Here is a 16,171-nt window from a genome sequence, read left to right as displayed (position 1 = left end):
TTGTAAATGCAAAGATATAATTTGTACAATGGTTTTACCACGAAATCATTAATAAAAAGTTTCAGTATATAGATGTGCAGAAAATAGGGTAAAAAGAAGATTTGCAATACTTGTTTTTTGGGCGTTACCACAAGGGTCAGGCTTTTGCACTCGCTTTTTTTGTAGAAAAACAAAAAAGAGCTCAAACAATTGCGCTATCCTTAACGCATAGAGATTCTAAATGAATTTAATCAGTCACTTTGAAGTCTCGAAAAGATCATAACAATAAAGACACAACAAAACCCCCAACTTGTCATTTCGACTTAAGGAGAAATCTCATAGCAGTGATCCCATAAACCTGAGCAACTTTATGTGATTTCTCTTAAAAGGTCTAAAAGACAAACTATGTGTAAATAAAACTTGGTAGAAAATTAAAGCTTATTCTTAATATAGTCTCTAGCAGTTTTCTCATCTTTTTTAATCTGAACAATTAAAGCATCAATAGAACTAAATTTTTCTTCATCACGTAAAAAATAAAGCAATTCTATTGTAAGATATTGGTTGTATAAATCTTGGTTAAAATCAAAAAAATGCACTTCAATAGTTTGGTAAGTTCCATCTACAGTTGGTCTGCTACCAATATTCATCATTCCAAAAACGGTGTTATTGTCTATGGTAGATTTTACTACATAAACGCCTGTTTTAGGAACTAATTTATACGATTCTTTTACATCAATATTTGCTGTAGGATAACCGATTTTTCCACCTAACTGTTTCCCGTTTACAACAGTACCGCTTAACATAAAATTATAGCCTAAATAATTGTTGGCAGTTTTTAAGTTTCCAGTTGCTAAAGCGTGTCTTACTTTGGTAGAACTTACAGAAACATCATCGATATCTTGTGCTGGAATTTCTTCTACAATAAAATCATATAAATGACTATATTCAGTAAGCTGAACAATATTTCCTTCTCTATTTTTACCAAAATGATGGTCGTAGCCAATAATTAATTTAGAAATATTAAGCTTATTCACCAAAATATCACGAACAAACTCAAGTGCCGTCATTCTAGAAAAATCTTTACTAAAAGGATGAATGATTAAGTAATCTAAGCCTGTTTTTTTAAGTAATTCGGCACGTTCTTCAATTGTATTAATCAACTCTATAGTGGCGTCTTTTTGCAACACCATTCTTGGATGCGGAAAAAAGGTAAGTAAAACAGATTTTCTATTTGCTTTTTTAGCCTCTAAAACAAGTTTATCAATAATTTTTTGATGCCCAAAATGTACCCCATCAAAAGTACCAATGGTAACGTAGGTTTTTTCTGAAGTAGAAAAATTAGAAATATTCTGAATTGTATTCAAAAAAAGATAATTAAAGATATTACAAATGTACAATAACTAAGTGTTTCTGCTAATAGTAAAAAGAGTAGTTTTTTTTGAACTTTCTATTTGATAATATAATTGCGATTTATTGCTATAATCTTAAAATAACGACCTATTTATTATATTATTCAAAAAATATTGTATTTTGCATTTAACTAACAAATAATTAAAATTATGATAAAAAAACTTATACTTCTTGCGTTTATAGCTTTTAGTAGTGTAGCCATGGTTGGTCAAACCACGGTTACAGGTACTGTTACCGATGCTAAAACAGGCGAAACAATTCCCGGTGCAAACATTAAAATTTCTAGAAAAGCTTTAGGAACAACCACAGATTTTGATGGGAAATTTGTATTGGACGTTTCAGACAACCCACCATTTACTTTAGAAATCTCTGTTTTAGGGTTTCATGTAGAAAAAGTTGAGATTACAAAAAACAATCAAAAAGTAATGGTTAGCTTGGTAGAAAATGAAACCTCTTTAGATGAAATTGTAGTTTCTGCTTCTAGAACACCAGAACGTGTTATGGAATCTCCTGTTACCATTGAAAGAATGGATAGTAGAGCTATTAAAAACACTTCTGCACCCTCTTTTTATGACGGATTAGAGAATTTAAAAGGAGTAGATGTAAATACCAATAGTTTAACGTTTAAATCTGTAAACACGCGTGGTTTTGCTACTTTTTCAAACACGCGTTTTATGCAGTTGGTAGACGGAATGGATAATTCATCTCCAGCATTAAATTTTGCATTGGGTAATTTACTTGGTATGTCTGAACTAGACGTAAACACGGTAGAATTATTACCAGGAGCTTCTTCTGCTTTGTATGGTGCAAACGCATTTAATGGTATTATGTTTATGACAAGTAAAAACCCTTTTGATGATCAGGGAATTAGTGTTTCTTTAAAAGGAGGAATTACAAGTCAAGAAGCAGCAGGAGACAATGAGTTTTATGATTTTAATATTAGAATGGCGCATGCTTTTTCTGATAAGTTTGCAGCAAAAGCTACATTATCTTATTTAAAAGGAGAAGAGTGGCATGCAACAGATTATAGAAATACAAAAGATGGAGTGTATGTTTCTGGAGATAGAGATTCTGATAGAAATTATGATGGTTTAAATGTTTATGGAGATGAGGTTTCTACAAACTTAAGAGGTGTAGCGCAGACATTAGAAGGTTTAGGTATTTTACCAGCTGGAGCTTCTGCTTTATTACCTGATGAAAGTGTAAGTAGAACAGGGTACAACGAAAGTGATTTAATGTCTTATGAAGCAAAAAGTGTAAAATTTGGAGGATCATTAAATTATCGCCCTTGGGGTAATGATCGTTTAGAAATTATTTGGAACACTAAATTTGGTATTGGAAATACCATTTATCAAGGTACTAATAGATACAATATTAAGGACTTCTTTATGGAGCAACATAAATTAGAACTTAAAGGTAAAAATTTCTTTGTTAGAGGTTACGTAACAAATGAAGATGCTGGTAACTCTTATGATTCTCGTTTTGCAGCTATTAATATTAATAGATATTGGAAAGATGATAATACTTGGTTTGGTCAATATACTGGCGCTTTTGTACAAGGAACATTAGGTGGTTTAAATGCAGAAGAAGCACATGCAGTTGCAAGACAAACAGCAGAAGCAGGTAGATTATTACCTGGTACAGCAGGATTTAAAGCTGCTTTTGATCAAGTTACAGCAGACCCAAGTTTAGTTACAGGGGCTAAATTTCAAGACAATACAAAATATTACCATGCAGATGGTAACCTTAACTTGCAAGATTATATAGATTGGGCAGAGTTTCAAGTAGGTGGTTCTTATAGATTATATTCTTTAAATTCTAGCGGAAGTATTTTTACAGATTATGATGGTCCTATAAAGTACAATGAATATGGTGTGTACACACAAGTACAAAAGAAGTTTTTAGAAGAAGATCGTTTAAAAGTAACTGCCTCTATTCGTTATGACAAAGCACAAAACTTTGAAGGTAATTTTTCTCCAAGAATTTCATTTGCGTATGCAGGTGGAGAAAATAAAAATCAAAATTTTAGAGCTTCTTTTCAAACAGGTTTTAGAAACCCATCTACACAAGACCAATACATTGGTTTAAATGCAGGAAGAGCTTATTTAGTAGGTTCTGCTCCAGATAATTTAGATAGATATTCTACTCAATCATTAATTGTTAGTGGAACAGGACAAAACTTTACCGGTTCTGGTACTACTACTGTGTCTGGTAGATCTGCATATGAGAATGCTTTTTCTGCAATTTCTGTTCAGAATTTTGCTGCAGGTAAAATTGCTGCTCCTATTGCTGCTGAGGTAGCTTTAGTAAAGCCAGAAAGAGTAACCGCTTTTGAAGTTGGTTATAGAGGTATTGTTAACACAGGCGATACGAAAAGAATTACGGTAGATTTAAGTGTGTATTACAATCAATATGAAGACTTTATTGCAAATAAAAATGTGGTAGTTCCTTTTTATGGTGATGTTGCTTTTACACAAACAGCACCTGTTGGACCAGGTGGATCTTTAGTTCCGTTGTCTTTAGTTGCTTTAGGGAGTGGAGATTTTGTAGCATTTCAGACCTACACAAACTCTGCAGCAGATATTAATTCTTACGGTGCAACAATTGGTTTAAATACTAAGGTATTTGATGATTTTAACTTAGGTTTAAATTACACGTATGCTAAATTTGATTTTGATCAATCTTCTGATCCTGATTTTGAAGCAGGTTTTAATACACCAGAACACAAAGTAAAATTACAATTTGGAAAAACAGATTTATTTAAAAACTTTGGTTTTAATATCAATGCAAGATGGCAAGATGAATATAGATGGGAATCTACTTTCTTAGACGCAACTATTGCTTCTAGAACTGTATTAGATGCGCAAATTAACTACAGTGTTCCTACTTGGAAATCTGTATTTAAATTAGGAGGTGCAAATTTAACAGGTAAAGAATATTTAAGTGCGCCTGGTGTTGGTGCAATTGGATCTCAATACTACCTTTCTTGGACAATTAATAACTAAAAAAAAATAGAATAATTTATGAAAAATTATAAATATATAGGATTGTTTCTTTTAACTCTTGGTTTTATATCTTGTGATGTAAACAATGATTTAGATACAATTCAAGAAGAAATAGCAGCAGAAGTTCAATTAAATGTAAATGGTTTAGATTTCTCTAAATATGTTTCTATAGGAGCTTCTTTTACTGCAGGTTTTACAGATGGAGCTTTGTTTAAAGCAGCCCAAGAAAACTCTTTTCCTAATATTCTAGCTAAAAAGTTTGGCACTGATTTTAATCAACCTTTAATGAATGATAATATTGGTGGGTTGTTATATTCAGGAAATGTAATACAAGGACCAAGATTATTTTTTAATGGTGCTGGTCCAGAATCTTTAACAGCAATGCCAACTACAGAAGTTACTTCTTCTGTAAGCGGAAACTTAAATAACTTTGGTATTCCAGGTGCAAAAAGCTTTCATTTATTAGCGCCAGGTTATGGTAATTCTGCAGGCGTTATTCCAGGTTTAGCAAATCCTTATTTTGCAAGAATGGCATCTTCATCTTCAGCAACTGTTTTAGGTGATGCTATGGCACAGGCACCAACTTTTTTCACATTATCAGAAATTGGTGGTAATGATGTTTTAGGATATGCACTTTCTGGAGGTTCTGGAGTAGATCAATCTCCTTCAGCAATAAATCCAACAGGAAATTTAGATCCTGCTACATATGGAAGTAATGATATTACAAACCCTTTAGTTTTTGCAAATGTTTTTAACGGCATGGTTGCTACCTTAACATCCGGAGGAGCAAAAGGAGTGGTTGCTAATCTGCCTTATATTACAACATTAGCACATTTTACAACGGTGCCTTATAACCCTTTAGATCCTAATGATGCAGAAACAGGACCAACTTTAAAAGCTCAAATACCTTTATTAAACTCTGTATTTGGTGCTGTTAATCAGATATATGTAGGTGCTGGAGAGCCAGAGCGTTCTATTGTCTTTTCTACAACAGAAACAAACCCTGTGGTTGTGTATGATGAAGATGCAACAGATCTAACTGTGGCAATTGCTACAGCTTTAGGAGCAAGCCCAACTTTTGTACCTTTTGTAGAGTCTTTAGGTTTACCTGCAGCAGCTGCACCTTTGGTAGCTGGCTTATTAGGACAACAATATGGAAAAGCAAGGTCTGCTACTTCTAATGATTTATTTGTTTTACCAAGTAGTACGGTTATTGGAAAAGTAAATATGACTGCAGCTGGGACTTTGATTACTCAAAGTGGTGGACTTTTACCAGCAACTTTAGCGGGTCAGTTTTCTGCAGAAGGAATTACACTTCCATTAGCAGATAAATGGGTGCTTACACCACAAGAACAATTAGCAATTAAAACGGCTACAGATGCTTATAATACAGTAATAGAAGATGCTGTTGCTTCTAATGATAACATTGCAATGGTAGATTTTAAAGGTATTTTACAAGAAGCTTCTACAGGAGTTGTTTTTGATGGTTATACTATGACTACAAGTTTAGTTACTGGTGGCTTAGTAAGTTTAGACGGAGTTCATTTAACTGCTAGAGGGTATGCCTTAATGGCTAATAAAATTTTAGCTGCTATGGACACTAAATTTGGATCTAACTTTACAACCGCTACAAATGGTTTAGCGAAAGCAGGGGATTTTCCAACAAATTATTCACCGCTTTTACAATAAGAAAGACATACAATTAAGTACAGAAAAAAGGTTGAGAATTTTAATTCTCAACCTTTTTTTATATTATAGAATATAATACCTGAAAATTTGTAGCTTAGAATAAGTAGATTTCTTCGTTCTTCGTTCTTCGCAATGACAATTAAGACAACATCATTACAGCTCTTTTTAGTCCAGCAACTAAAACATCTATTTCTTCTTTTGTGTTGTAGAAAGAGAAAGATGCTCTTATGGTTCCTGGTATTTTATAAAAGTCCATAATGGGTTGTGCACAATGATGGCCTGTTCTAACGGCAATTCCTAATTTATCTAATATAGATCCAATATCATAAGGATGAATATCATTTACATTAAAAGAAATTACCGCTGTTTTATCTTTAGTAGTTCCGTAAATTTTTAAGCCTTCAATCTTTAAAAGTTCTTGTGTACCGTAAGCTAAAAGTTCATTTTCATACGCAGCAATTTCATCAAAACCAATAGAATTTAGATAATCTATGGCAGCTCCAAAAGCAATTCCTCCACAAATATTTGGTGTTCCAGCTTCAAATTTATGAGGCAAACCAGCATAGGTTGTTTTTTCGAAAGTTACGGTAGCTATCATTTCTCCACCACCTTGGTAAGGCGGTAGTTTTTCTAACCATTCTTGTTTTCCGTATAACATTCCAACACCTGTTGGTCCACATAATTTATGGGCAGAAGCTACATAAAAATCAACGTTTAAAGCTTGTACATCTGGTTTAATATGAGGTGTAGCCTGAGCTCCATCTATTAAAACAGCAGCGTTTACTTTATGTGCAGCATTAATAATTACTTCAATTGGGTTAACGGTTCCCAATGCGTTAGAAACATGGTTACAAAAAACCAATTTTGTCTTGTCATTCAATAAATTGTGGTAAGCTTCCATGTTTAAAGAACCGTCTTCTAACATCGGAATGACCTTTAAAATAGTGCCTGTTTTTTCGCACAACATTTGCCAAGGCACAATATTAGAATGGTGTTCTAAAGCTGAAACAATAATTTCGTCGCCTGTGTTTAAAAGTGATGCAAAACCGGCAGCAACTCTATTAATACTGTCTGTTGTACCAGCAGTTAAAATAATCTCATACGCTTCTTTTGCATTAAAATGATGCTGAATTTTAATACGCGCTTGTTCATATTTATCGGTTGCTTCCTGACTTAAAGTATGTACACCTCTATGAATATTAGCATTGTAATTACTATAATAATCTACAATGGCATCAATAACAACTTGTGGTGTTTGTGAAGTGGCAGCATTATCAAAATAGACTAAAGGTTTTCCGTGAACCGTTCTTTTTAGAATTGGAAAATCTGCTCTAATTTTATCAACATTTATCATACAAAATCAATTTAAAACACAAAGATAACCGTTGAAGTGTGAAACTTGTAATAAAGACAATATGAATTTCTTATTTTTACATAACTAAACTCTTTTCTGATGAAAATTTTTAAACGAATTCTACTTTTGATATTGATTACTATAGTTGGTGTTGTTATTTACAATTACCCAAAATTGAATCTTTTGGCTGGTTATTCGGCTAAAAATATCGCCTCGTCTGTTTTTGTTGCAGATAGAACTTTAGAGTTTACAGATACAACAGACAATGATTTTTCTCCAGTTAATTTGGCTGCTGATGCCATTGATTTAGAGAATAAGAATGCAACGTCTTCTGCTTTTGGCTTGTTAACCAGAAAAGCTATATTTAGAGAAGGTTTAGGGGCTGTTTTAACTTTAGAAGAGAGCGATGAAACTGCAGATTATTTAGTTCCTAGAAGGTTAAAAGCAGACAATAATACGCCTTATCCTTACGGAAATGCACCACAAATTGATACCGTTTTTGCAAGTTTAGATTATGATAAGTTAAATGAATCGGTTGATTTATTGTTTGATGCTGTACATAAAACAAGAGCGGTTTTGGTTATTTATAAAGATAAAATTGTTTCAGAAAAATATGTAGACGGATTTGATAAAAATTCAAAATTACTGGGGTGGTCTATGACTAAGAGTTTGTTAAGTACTGTTTTTGGTATTATGGAAACTCAAGGTGGAATTAATGTGTTTGATAAAGCTCCAATTGCTTCTTGGCAAAATGATGATCGTAAAAATATTACCATTAACAATTTATTACAAATGAATTCTGGTTTAGAATGGGATGAGAATTATGAAAAAATTTCTGATGCGACTAAAATGTTGTTTCTAGAAAGAGATATGACCAAGATGCAAGAAAATAAGCCTTTGGTGGGTACCCCAAACGAAAGTTGGAATTACTCTTCTGGAACTTCCAATCTATTGTCAGGTATTTTAAGAACTTACTTTAAAACACATCAAGAATATTTAGACTTTTGGTACACTAACTTTATTGATAAAATAGGAATGAACTCTATGGTCTTAGAAGCCGATTTAAGCGGAAATTACGTTGGTTCTTCTTATTCTTGGGCAACGGCAAGAGATTGGTCTAAATTTGGTCTTTTATACCTTAAAAACGGAAATTGGAATGGAGAAGAGCTTTTTACTAAAGATTGGGTGACTTATGCTACAACGCCAACACTAGGTTCTAACGGAACTTATGGTGCACAGTTTTGGTTAAATGCAGAAAATGATTTTAAAGATGTACCTAAAAACATGTATTATGCAGATGGTTTTCAAGGACAAAGAGTATATGTTTTACCAGACCAAGAGATGGTGATTGTCCGTTTTGGTTTGAGAAATTTTGATGAAAACACCTTTTTAAAAGGTGTGATTGAGTCGATTAAATAAATTTATTACTTCTAAATTAGAAAAATTGCTAGAATTCAGAGAAATATGATACAAACACAAGAAGAATTAATAGAAAATGCGCTTTTATATTTTAAGAGAGGCGATTTTTCTTTAGGTTATAGAACGCTTTTAGATGCTTCTTTAAATACCGATTCTGTAGAAGTTTTTACTAAGGTGTTAGACTTTGTAGAAAAATACGAAACTGAAAGTAGTGATGATAAATCGTCGCTGCTTTTGTTGTTTACAGAATGCTGTAATCAACTAAAAAATATAAAAATTGAAACCAAAAATTTAGTTGGTACAACCATTTTAAAAGCAGAAAATATTACCAAAGATTATAACAGTGGTCGTTTTGTTTTAGGTCCTGTAAATATAGAATTGAAAAAAGGAGATATTTTTGGTTTAGTTGGCGAAAATGGAAATGGAAAAACAACGTTATTAACGGTGTTGGCTTCTTTAAATAAAGTATCTGCAGGTAGTTTAGAGTATTCTTTTTCATCAGAAAATAAAGACGCGTACGATGTGTTGTCTAAGTTGGTTTACATACCACAAAGAACGGCTGTTTGGTATGGTAAAGTTTTAGATAATTTAAAATTTGCGTTGGTACATTATGGTGTAAAAGGTAAAAAAAATGATTTATTAGTTTTAATGATGGTTGCCAGGTTTGGTCTTTGGAAATACAAAGATTTAAAATGGAGCGAACTTTCTTCTGGATATAAAATGCGTTTTGAGTTGGCAAGAACAATGTTACGCAAACCAGAAATTATTTTGTTAGATGAGCCTTTGGCAAACTTAGATATTTTGGCACAACAAATTATCTTAGAAGATTTAAAGATGATGTCTAAATCGCCTGTAAACCCAATTGCAATGGTGTTTTCTTCTCAGCAATTATATGAAGTAGAAAAAATTTCTGATGAGGTTATTTATTTAAGAAACGGTAAACCTTCTAATGAGTTAAACATTGCAGAAAAAACAGAAAAGCAATTAATTATAGAATTAGATGCAACCAACTCTAGAGAAGAATTAGAAACTGTTTTTAAAGAACTGAATTTAGAAAAGCTAGAGTTTAATGGAGGTGTTTATATCTTGTACTTTAAGGATGAAATTACATTTAATAATGTGCTAAATACAATTGCAATTCATCAATTAAATGTAACGTATATTAGAGATATTTCTAAATCTACCAGACGCTTTTTTGTATCTTAATCATGTAAACAATAAAAATGAATTTCATCAATAAAATAAATAAATACCTTTTAGAGCATTACCCATTAATATGGAATACTCGTTTAGTTTGGATGCTCGGAGTAAATATAATTGTTCATTTACTTTTCTTTTTAATAGGCTTTTCTTCCGTTAATGGTTTAGCAGACTTAAAAGAACACTATAAGTTAGATAATTTTTTCTTTAATACATCTAATGTGTATTACAATGTGTTGATTTCTATTTTTATCTTATTAATTTGGATCATTTTTTACTTAAGAAACAATGCTTTTAAAAATTTATATTCTATAAAAAAGGGAATGGTTTTTCAGCAATTTTGTATTGTTTTTCTTATCATTTTAATAAGTACATCACAATTTTATTCTTTTAAAGCGGGGTTGAAAATTAAAACAAGATCTCTTTATAATTGGCAAGAATTAGATAGAGATATTAAGGTTTTTAATAAGTTTAGTTTGTTTTTAATGCAAGAACAAGTTAAATATGAAATAGATAAAAAAGAATATCCGGCTCCTTTTCCTTTAAAAGTTGCAGTTGGTTATGATTATAATTTAACAGATAATATTGATACTACTCAAGCTTTTTTTAAAAAGGATGGTCATTTTTTACAGTTTTATAAGTTCAATAATAATTCTAATTTAGAAACGAACAACTCTAACAAAACTAGATCTGCAATTGCTTTTGATCATTATGGTGATAGAACTATAATTGATATAAGTGAGTTTAAAGAGTTTTTAAATCCATCATTATTCAATTATTCAGAAGAGAAATTTAATTACGGTCAAGACTCTTTAGACTATAAAAATCAACTTAATTTCTATGAAGAAATACTAAGTAATAAAGATGATGTTAAAATAAAAGAAGGATTAAATGAGGTGCTTTCTTTATCAAAAAAATACGAAATAAAACATAACTTAACAATAGATAATTGGTTTGAATTAATTGATAATAAACCAAGTTACCTTTTAACTGAATTGATACATTCAAGCAATCCTAAAGTAGAATATTATACAAGTGTAGGTTATGAAGGCAACAATTTATCTTCGGGTAAAGATATTCCGTACTCTAAGAGTTTGTACTTTGATTTTAATGATACTGATAATTTCTTTAAGAACGTATATGAATCTTATTTCTCTGGTTTTGATGTTATCTTTATGTATTTTATAATTGCCTTTTCTTTTTGTTTAAGCATTCTTATTTTAATATTTAAAACAACAAGTATTAAAACAATATTGTTAAGTTTTGTAGCAAGTTTGGTTGTTTTGGTATTAATAGTTTGGTTAATGTCTTCTTCAAACAATTTGTTTGGGTATAGTAAGTACAACGAGTATTTTATAATGTTATTTATCTCGTTTTTAATTATCGTTTTTTCAATTTTTTCTTATATTTTAAAATGGAAAAAAACGGTAATATCTATCTTTTGGTCTTTAGTTTTATTTGCAGTACCAACCTTCTTTTTATTTGCAGCTTTTAGCTATTCTAGATATTTAAAAGATGTTTATTTAGAGTTAAACCCTCAAAATTATAATTATAAAAGTAATTTTGAAATCTGGTTTCAGAATTATGGTTTTTGGGCAATACTGTTGGTTAGTATAATTACAGTCTATGTGTATTCGTTATTTATCAGAAAATTTAAAGCAAGACCAGAGTAAACTATTTTAGGATAAAACATAATAAAACCACTTATTTCTAAGTGGTTTATTAAGCAATTTAATGTTTGGTTTATTAACTTTTACCTTTTATCAAACTAAGTGCTACAGCAGCAATACCTAGTGCAATTGTAATATAAGAGTTTGTATTGTCTTGAGATTTTATCAAATCTAAATCACCAATAGAAACTTCTGTCTCTGGTTGAATCATGGTGTAAGTTCCGTAAACAAGCAAGGCAACTCCAGCCAATAATAATATTGTTTTAATTGTTTTGTTCATAATCTATGTTTTTTTATAAAGTTACGAAAAATATATAGACATAAAAAACCACGCAATTTGCGTGGTTGTATTTTATATAAAAAGTGGTTTTAAGATTTACAAATCGAAACCAATATTTACGTTTAGTTTTTCTGCAATTAATTTGGTAATACGTTGTTTTACCTCTGGTATTTTAACGCTTTCTAAAACGGTATTTGCAAAAGCAAACATTAATAATGCTTTCCCTTCTTTTTTAGGAATACCACGTTGTTGCATGTAAAATAAAGCATCATCATCTAGTTGACCAATAGTACAACCATGAGAACATTTTACATCATCAGCAAAAATTTCTAATTGTGGTTTTGCATTAATCGTTGCTTTATCACTAATTAAAACATTGTTGTTTTGTTGATATGCATTTGTTTTCTGAGCTTCTTTATTAACAATTACTTTACCGTTAAAAACTCCTGTAGAACGCTCGTCAAAAATTCCTTTATAATCTTGATGAGATTCGCAATTTGGCTCTATGTGATGTACCAAAGTGTGGTGATCTACATGTTGTTTTCCTTCAATAATTGTAATTCCTTTTAAGATAGAGTCCATGTGTTCTCCACGTTGATAGAAATTTAAATTATTTCTGGTAATATTTCCTCCAAAAGAGAAGGTATGTACAGAAACAACACTATTTGTTTTTTGTTCTATGTAGGTATTGTCTACTAAAGAAGCATTTATATTGTCATTCTGAATCTTATAATAATCTACTGTAGCATTTTTAGCTGCATACACCTCTGTTACAACGTTAGACAACACAGCGTTGTCTGTTAAACTTTGATGACGTTCTATAATTTGAACATGTGCATTTTCTTCTACAACAATTAAGTTTCTTGGCTGAATCATAGTTGCAGCTTCAGAACCTGTTGTAAAATTAATAATTTGAATTGGCTTTTCTACCTCTACATTTCTAGGAATATAAATGTAAGCTCCTTCATTTGCAAAAGCAGTATTTAACGATGTTAAATTATCTTGTTTTGCAATTTTATTGAAATAGTTTTCAATTACAGGACTATACTTATGTTTTGATATTGCTGAAGAAAGTAAACAAATATCTTTTCCATCATGCGTTACATCAGAAAGGAAAGAGCTGTATTTTCCATCTATAAAAATAATTTTATAGGTGTCAATATCATGAATAAAATACTGTTTTACATCCGCAAATTCAATTGTATTTTCTTTGTTAGGAAAAATACTATAATCTTGTTTTAAAATTGAGTTTAGAGAAGTGTATTTCCATGCTTCCAATTTTTTGGTAGGAAACCCTAATGTTTCAAAATTTTGTAATGCTTTTGTACGTATATTATGTATTTCTGAATTGATATCTACATCATTTTCAAAAGCAACATAAGACGATACTATTTTATCTTTTAATTCCATTGTTTTATAAGTTTCAGGTTTAAAGTTTCTTTTGTTTCAAGTTGTGACTACTTGAACTTAGTTCCTTTAAAATCTCTTTTATTTAAATAGCTGATAAAATTTGCTATTTTTTTACTCAAATGTTCACACTCAATAATTAAATTGTTTAATTTTTCTTCAGAAATATATTCCGAATCAAAGAGTCTGTAAGATTGTGAACGAACTTCTCCAGCAGAACCTTTTGCAATTGATAAATATTGTCTAAACTCTAAATTTCCATCCCTTTCAAAACCTTCAGCAATGTTATCCATTACTGAGCCAGAAGAAGCTTTAATTTGATCTTTAAAACGATAATCGTTTTTCAAATCAGTATTTTTAGAAATAAAAATAACTTGTTGAGCTAATTTTCTAGCTAGTTGCCATATTTCTAAATCTTCGAATCTTCTTATAGTAGCCAAAACATGAAACTTTAAACAATAGAAACAAGAAACATTTTATACTAGTTCTTGCTTAATCCAATCATACCCTTTTTCTTCTAATTCTAAAGCTAAAGAAGCGTCTCCACTTTTTACAATTTTTCCATCGTGTAAAACGTGTACAAAATCTGGTACGATATAATCTAATAAACGTTGGTAGTGTGTAATTACAATAACAGCGTTGTCTTTAGATTTTAATTTATTTACTCCGTTTGCAACAATACGTAAAGCATCAATATCCAAACCAGAATCTGTTTCATCTAGAATAGCTAATTTAGGCTCTAACATTGCCATTTGAAAAATTTCGTTACGTTTCTTTTCTCCTCCAGAAAAACCTTCGTTTAAAGAACGAGATAAAAATTTACGGTCTATTTCTAATAATTCAGATTTTTCTCTGATCATTTTTAACATGTCTTTTGCTGGCATGTCTTCTAAACCTTTTGCTTTACGAGTTTCGTTAATAGCAGTTTTAATAAAGTTTGTTACAGAAACTCCAGGAATTTCTACAGGATATTGAAAAGATAAAAACACACCGTTATGTGCTCTTTCTTCTGGTGCTAATTCACTAATATCTTCACCATTTAATTCAATTGTACCAGCAGTAACTTCATAGTCTTCTTTTCCTGCAATAATATTTGCTAAAGTACTTTTACCAGCACCATTAGGTCCCATAATTGCATGTACTTCACCTGCTTTTACTTCTAAATTCAATCCTTTTAAAATTGATTTATTGTCGATACTCGCTTGTAAATTTTCTATTTTTAACATCCTTTTTATGCTATTGGCTTTTAGTTTTTGGCTAAAAGCATTATTTTAATAATTATATATTTTATGGCTGGCTATCAATTATCCAACACTTCCTTCTAAACTGATTTCCAATAATTTTTGAGCTTCTACAGCAAATTCCATTGGTAATTTATTTAGAACTTCTTTACTAAATCCGTTTACAATTAATGCAATTGCTTTTTCTGTATCTATACCACGTTGGTTACAGTAAAATAATTGTTCTTCACCAATTTTACTTGTAGTTGCTTCGTGTTCTATTTGTGCAGATTTATTTTTAGCTTCTATATATGGAAACGTGTGTGCGCCACATGCATTACCCATTAATAAAGAATCACATTGAGAGAAATTACGCGCATTTTCTGCTCGAGCTCCAATATGTACCAAACCTCTATAAGAGTTTTGAGAGTTACCTGCAGAAATACCTTTAGAAATAATGGTAGACTTGGTGTTTTTACCCAAGTGAATCATTTTTGTTCCAGTATCTGCTTGTTGAAAATTGTTAGTAACTGCAATTGAGTAAAACTCACCTACAGAATTGTTTCCTTTTAAAATACATGAAGGATATTTCCATGTAACAGCAGAACCTGTTTCTACCTGTGTCCAAGAAATTTTTGCGTTGTTTTCACAAATTCCTCTTTTAGTTACAAAATTGTAAACACCACCTTTTCCTTCTTTATTACCAGGATACCAGTTTTGTACTGTAGAATATTTAATTTCTGCATCGTCTAATGCAATTAATTCTACAACTGCTGCGTGTAGTTGGTTTTCATCTCTACTTGGTGCTGTACATCCTTCTAAGTAAGAAACATAACTCCCTTTATCTGCAACAACTAAAGTTCTTTCAAATTGTCCTGTTCCACCTTCATTAATTCTAAAATAAGTAGACAATTCCATTGGGCAACGAACACCTTTAGGAATGTAACAGAAAGATCCGTCAGAAAAAACTGCCGAATTTAATGCTGCATAAAAGTTATCTGTTGTTGGCACAACGGTTCCTAAATATTTTTTGACCAATTCTGGGTGTTCTTGAATTGCTTCTGAAATAGGCATAAAAATAATCCCTTTTTCACCTAATGTTTTCTTAAAAGTAGTAGCAACAGAAACAGAGTCCATTACAATATCTACAGCTACATTAGCTAATTTTTTTTGTTCATCTAAAGAGATTCCTAAACGCTTAAAAGTGTCTAATAATTCTGGGTCTACTTCATCTAAACTATTTAATTTAGGCTTCTTTTTTGGAGCAGAATAGTAAGCAATGTCTTGAAAATTTGGTTTCTCATAATTAACATTTGCCCAATCTGGTTCTTCCATTTTTTCCCAAACTCTATACGCTTCTAAACGCCATTCGGTCATCCATTCTGGCTCGTTTTTCTTTTTAGAAATTGCACGAACAACATCTTCACTTAATCCTATAGGAAATGTGTCACTTTCTATATCTGTATAAAAACCGTATTTATATTCTTGGGTTTTTAATTCTTCTTCTAGCTGTTCCTCTGTGTACTTTGACATCTTTT

The 16,171-nt window shown here is 31.1% G+C and carries 12 protein-coding genes; 5 read left to right on the top strand and 7 right to left on the bottom strand.

Annotation, left to right across the window (positions count from 1 at the left end; genetic code table 11):
- Window positions 1–410: 410 nt before the first annotated feature.
- Window positions 411–1,343: a bifunctional riboflavin kinase/FAD synthetase gene (locus WG945_RS10565; RefSeq protein ID WP_068447765.1), complete on the bottom strand. Its 933-nt coding sequence runs from the start codon at window positions 1,341–1,343 to the stop codon at window positions 411–413.
- 195 nt (window positions 1,344–1,538) lie between these two features.
- Between WG945_RS10565 and WG945_RS10560 the strand changes: the two genes are divergently transcribed.
- The gene (locus tag WG945_RS10560) at window positions 1,539–4,394 is read left to right on the top strand and encodes a TonB-dependent receptor (protein ID WP_068447763.1); all 2,856 of its coding nucleotides are present in this window, start codon (window positions 1,539–1,541) and stop codon (window positions 4,392–4,394) included.
- A gap of 18 nt (window positions 4,395–4,412) precedes the next feature.
- Window positions 4,413–6,083, top strand: coding sequence for a G-D-S-L family lipolytic protein (locus tag WG945_RS10555; RefSeq protein ID WP_068447762.1), 1,671 nt, complete (start codon window positions 4,413–4,415; stop codon window positions 6,081–6,083).
- A 139-nt stretch (window positions 6,084–6,222) separates the two neighbouring features.
- Here the strand turns inward: WG945_RS10555 and WG945_RS10550 are convergent, their stop codons facing one another.
- On the bottom strand, window positions 6,223–7,437 hold the full coding sequence (locus WG945_RS10550; RefSeq protein ID WP_068447760.1) for an aminotransferase class V-fold PLP-dependent enzyme: 1,215 nt from the start codon (window positions 7,435–7,437) through the stop codon (window positions 6,223–6,225).
- A gap of 99 nt (window positions 7,438–7,536) precedes the next feature.
- Between WG945_RS10550 and WG945_RS10545 the strand changes: the two genes are divergently transcribed.
- The 3 genes from WG945_RS10545 to WG945_RS10535 are packed head-to-tail and all read left to right on the top strand — an operon-like array spanning window position 7,537 to window position 11,729.
- Window positions 7,537–8,856, top strand: coding sequence for a serine hydrolase domain-containing protein (locus tag WG945_RS10545; protein ID WP_068447758.1), 1,320 nt, complete (start codon window positions 7,537–7,539; stop codon window positions 8,854–8,856).
- A gap of 45 nt (window positions 8,857–8,901) precedes the next feature.
- Window positions 8,902–10,062 carry an ATP-binding cassette domain-containing protein gene (locus tag WG945_RS10540; RefSeq protein ID WP_068447757.1) on the top strand — a complete coding sequence of 387 codons (1,161 nt, stop codon included), beginning with the start codon at window positions 8,902–8,904 and terminating at the stop codon, window positions 10,060–10,062.
- Between the two features lie 17 nt (window positions 10,063–10,079).
- Complete coding sequence (locus WG945_RS10535; RefSeq protein WP_068447756.1) at window positions 10,080–11,729, top strand: hypothetical protein; 1,650 nt, start codon at window positions 10,080–10,082, stop codon at window positions 11,727–11,729.
- A 73-nt stretch (window positions 11,730–11,802) separates the two neighbouring features.
- Here WG945_RS10535 and WG945_RS10530 read toward each other — a convergent pair whose 3' ends face one another.
- The 5 genes from WG945_RS10530 to sufB all read right to left on the bottom strand — a co-directional run bounded on the left by WG945_RS10530 (window position 11,803) and on the right by sufB (window position 16,166).
- Window positions 11,803–12,006 (bottom strand): hypothetical protein, encoded by a 204-nt coding sequence (locus WG945_RS10530; RefSeq protein WP_068447754.1) that lies wholly within the window; start codon window positions 12,004–12,006, stop codon window positions 11,803–11,805.
- 96 nt (window positions 12,007–12,102) lie between these two features.
- Window positions 12,103–13,416 carry a Fe-S cluster assembly protein SufD gene (gene sufD, locus WG945_RS10525; protein ID WP_068447753.1) on the bottom strand — a complete coding sequence of 438 codons (1,314 nt, stop codon included), beginning with the start codon at window positions 13,414–13,416 and terminating at the stop codon, window positions 12,103–12,105.
- Window positions 13,417–13,463: 47 nt separating this feature from the next.
- On the bottom strand, window positions 13,464–13,853 hold the full coding sequence (locus WG945_RS10520) for a four helix bundle protein (RefSeq protein WP_068447751.1): 390 nt from the start codon (window positions 13,851–13,853) through the stop codon (window positions 13,464–13,466).
- 36 nt (window positions 13,854–13,889) lie between these two features.
- The gene (gene sufC / locus WG945_RS10515) at window positions 13,890–14,639 is read right to left on the bottom strand and encodes a Fe-S cluster assembly ATPase SufC (protein ID WP_068447748.1); all 750 of its coding nucleotides are present in this window, start codon (window positions 14,637–14,639) and stop codon (window positions 13,890–13,892) included.
- Between the two features lie 78 nt (window positions 14,640–14,717).
- A complete protein-coding gene (sufB, locus tag WG945_RS10510) occupies window positions 14,718–16,166 on the bottom strand; it encodes a Fe-S cluster assembly protein SufB (protein ID WP_068447746.1) in 1,449 nt (482 codons plus the stop codon).
- Window positions 16,167–16,171: the final 5 nt, after the last annotated feature.

It is taken from the genome of Polaribacter atrinae (assembly GCF_038023995.1).
Taxonomy (GTDB): Bacteria; Bacteroidota; Bacteroidia; order Flavobacteriales; family Flavobacteriaceae; genus Polaribacter; species Polaribacter atrinae.
The sequence above is the reverse complement of the archived record's forward strand: the minus strand, read 5'-3'. Positions and strand labels throughout refer to the sequence as shown.

Coding starts and splice junctions, on each gene's coding strand:
- sufC (WP_068447748.1), bottom strand. CDS start 14,639: ATGTTAAAAATAGAAAATTTACAAGCGAGTATCGACAATAAATCAATT.
- sufB (WP_068447746.1), bottom strand. CDS start 16,166: ATGTCAAAGTACACAGAGGAACAGCTAGAAGAAGAATTAAAAACCCAA.
- WG945_RS10540 (WP_068447757.1), top strand. CDS start 8,902: ATGATACAAACACAAGAAGAATTAATAGAAAATGCGCTTTTATATTTT.
- WG945_RS10550 (WP_068447760.1), bottom strand. CDS start 7,437: ATGATAAATGTTGATAAAATTAGAGCAGATTTTCCAATTCTAAAAAGA.
- WG945_RS10560 (WP_068447763.1), top strand. CDS start 1,539: ATGATAAAAAAACTTATACTTCTTGCGTTTATAGCTTTTAGTAGTGTA.
- WG945_RS10545 (WP_068447758.1), top strand. CDS start 7,537: ATGAAAATTTTTAAACGAATTCTACTTTTGATATTGATTACTATAGTT.
- WG945_RS10535 (WP_068447756.1), top strand. CDS start 10,080: ATGAATTTCATCAATAAAATAAATAAATACCTTTTAGAGCATTACCCA.
- WG945_RS10530 (WP_068447754.1), bottom strand. CDS start 12,006: ATGAACAAAACAATTAAAACAATATTATTATTGGCTGGAGTTGCCTTG.
- WG945_RS10555 (WP_068447762.1), top strand. CDS start 4,413: ATGAAAAATTATAAATATATAGGATTGTTTCTTTTAACTCTTGGTTTT.
- sufD (WP_068447753.1), bottom strand. CDS start 13,416: ATGGAATTAAAAGATAAAATAGTATCGTCTTATGTTGCTTTTGAAAAT.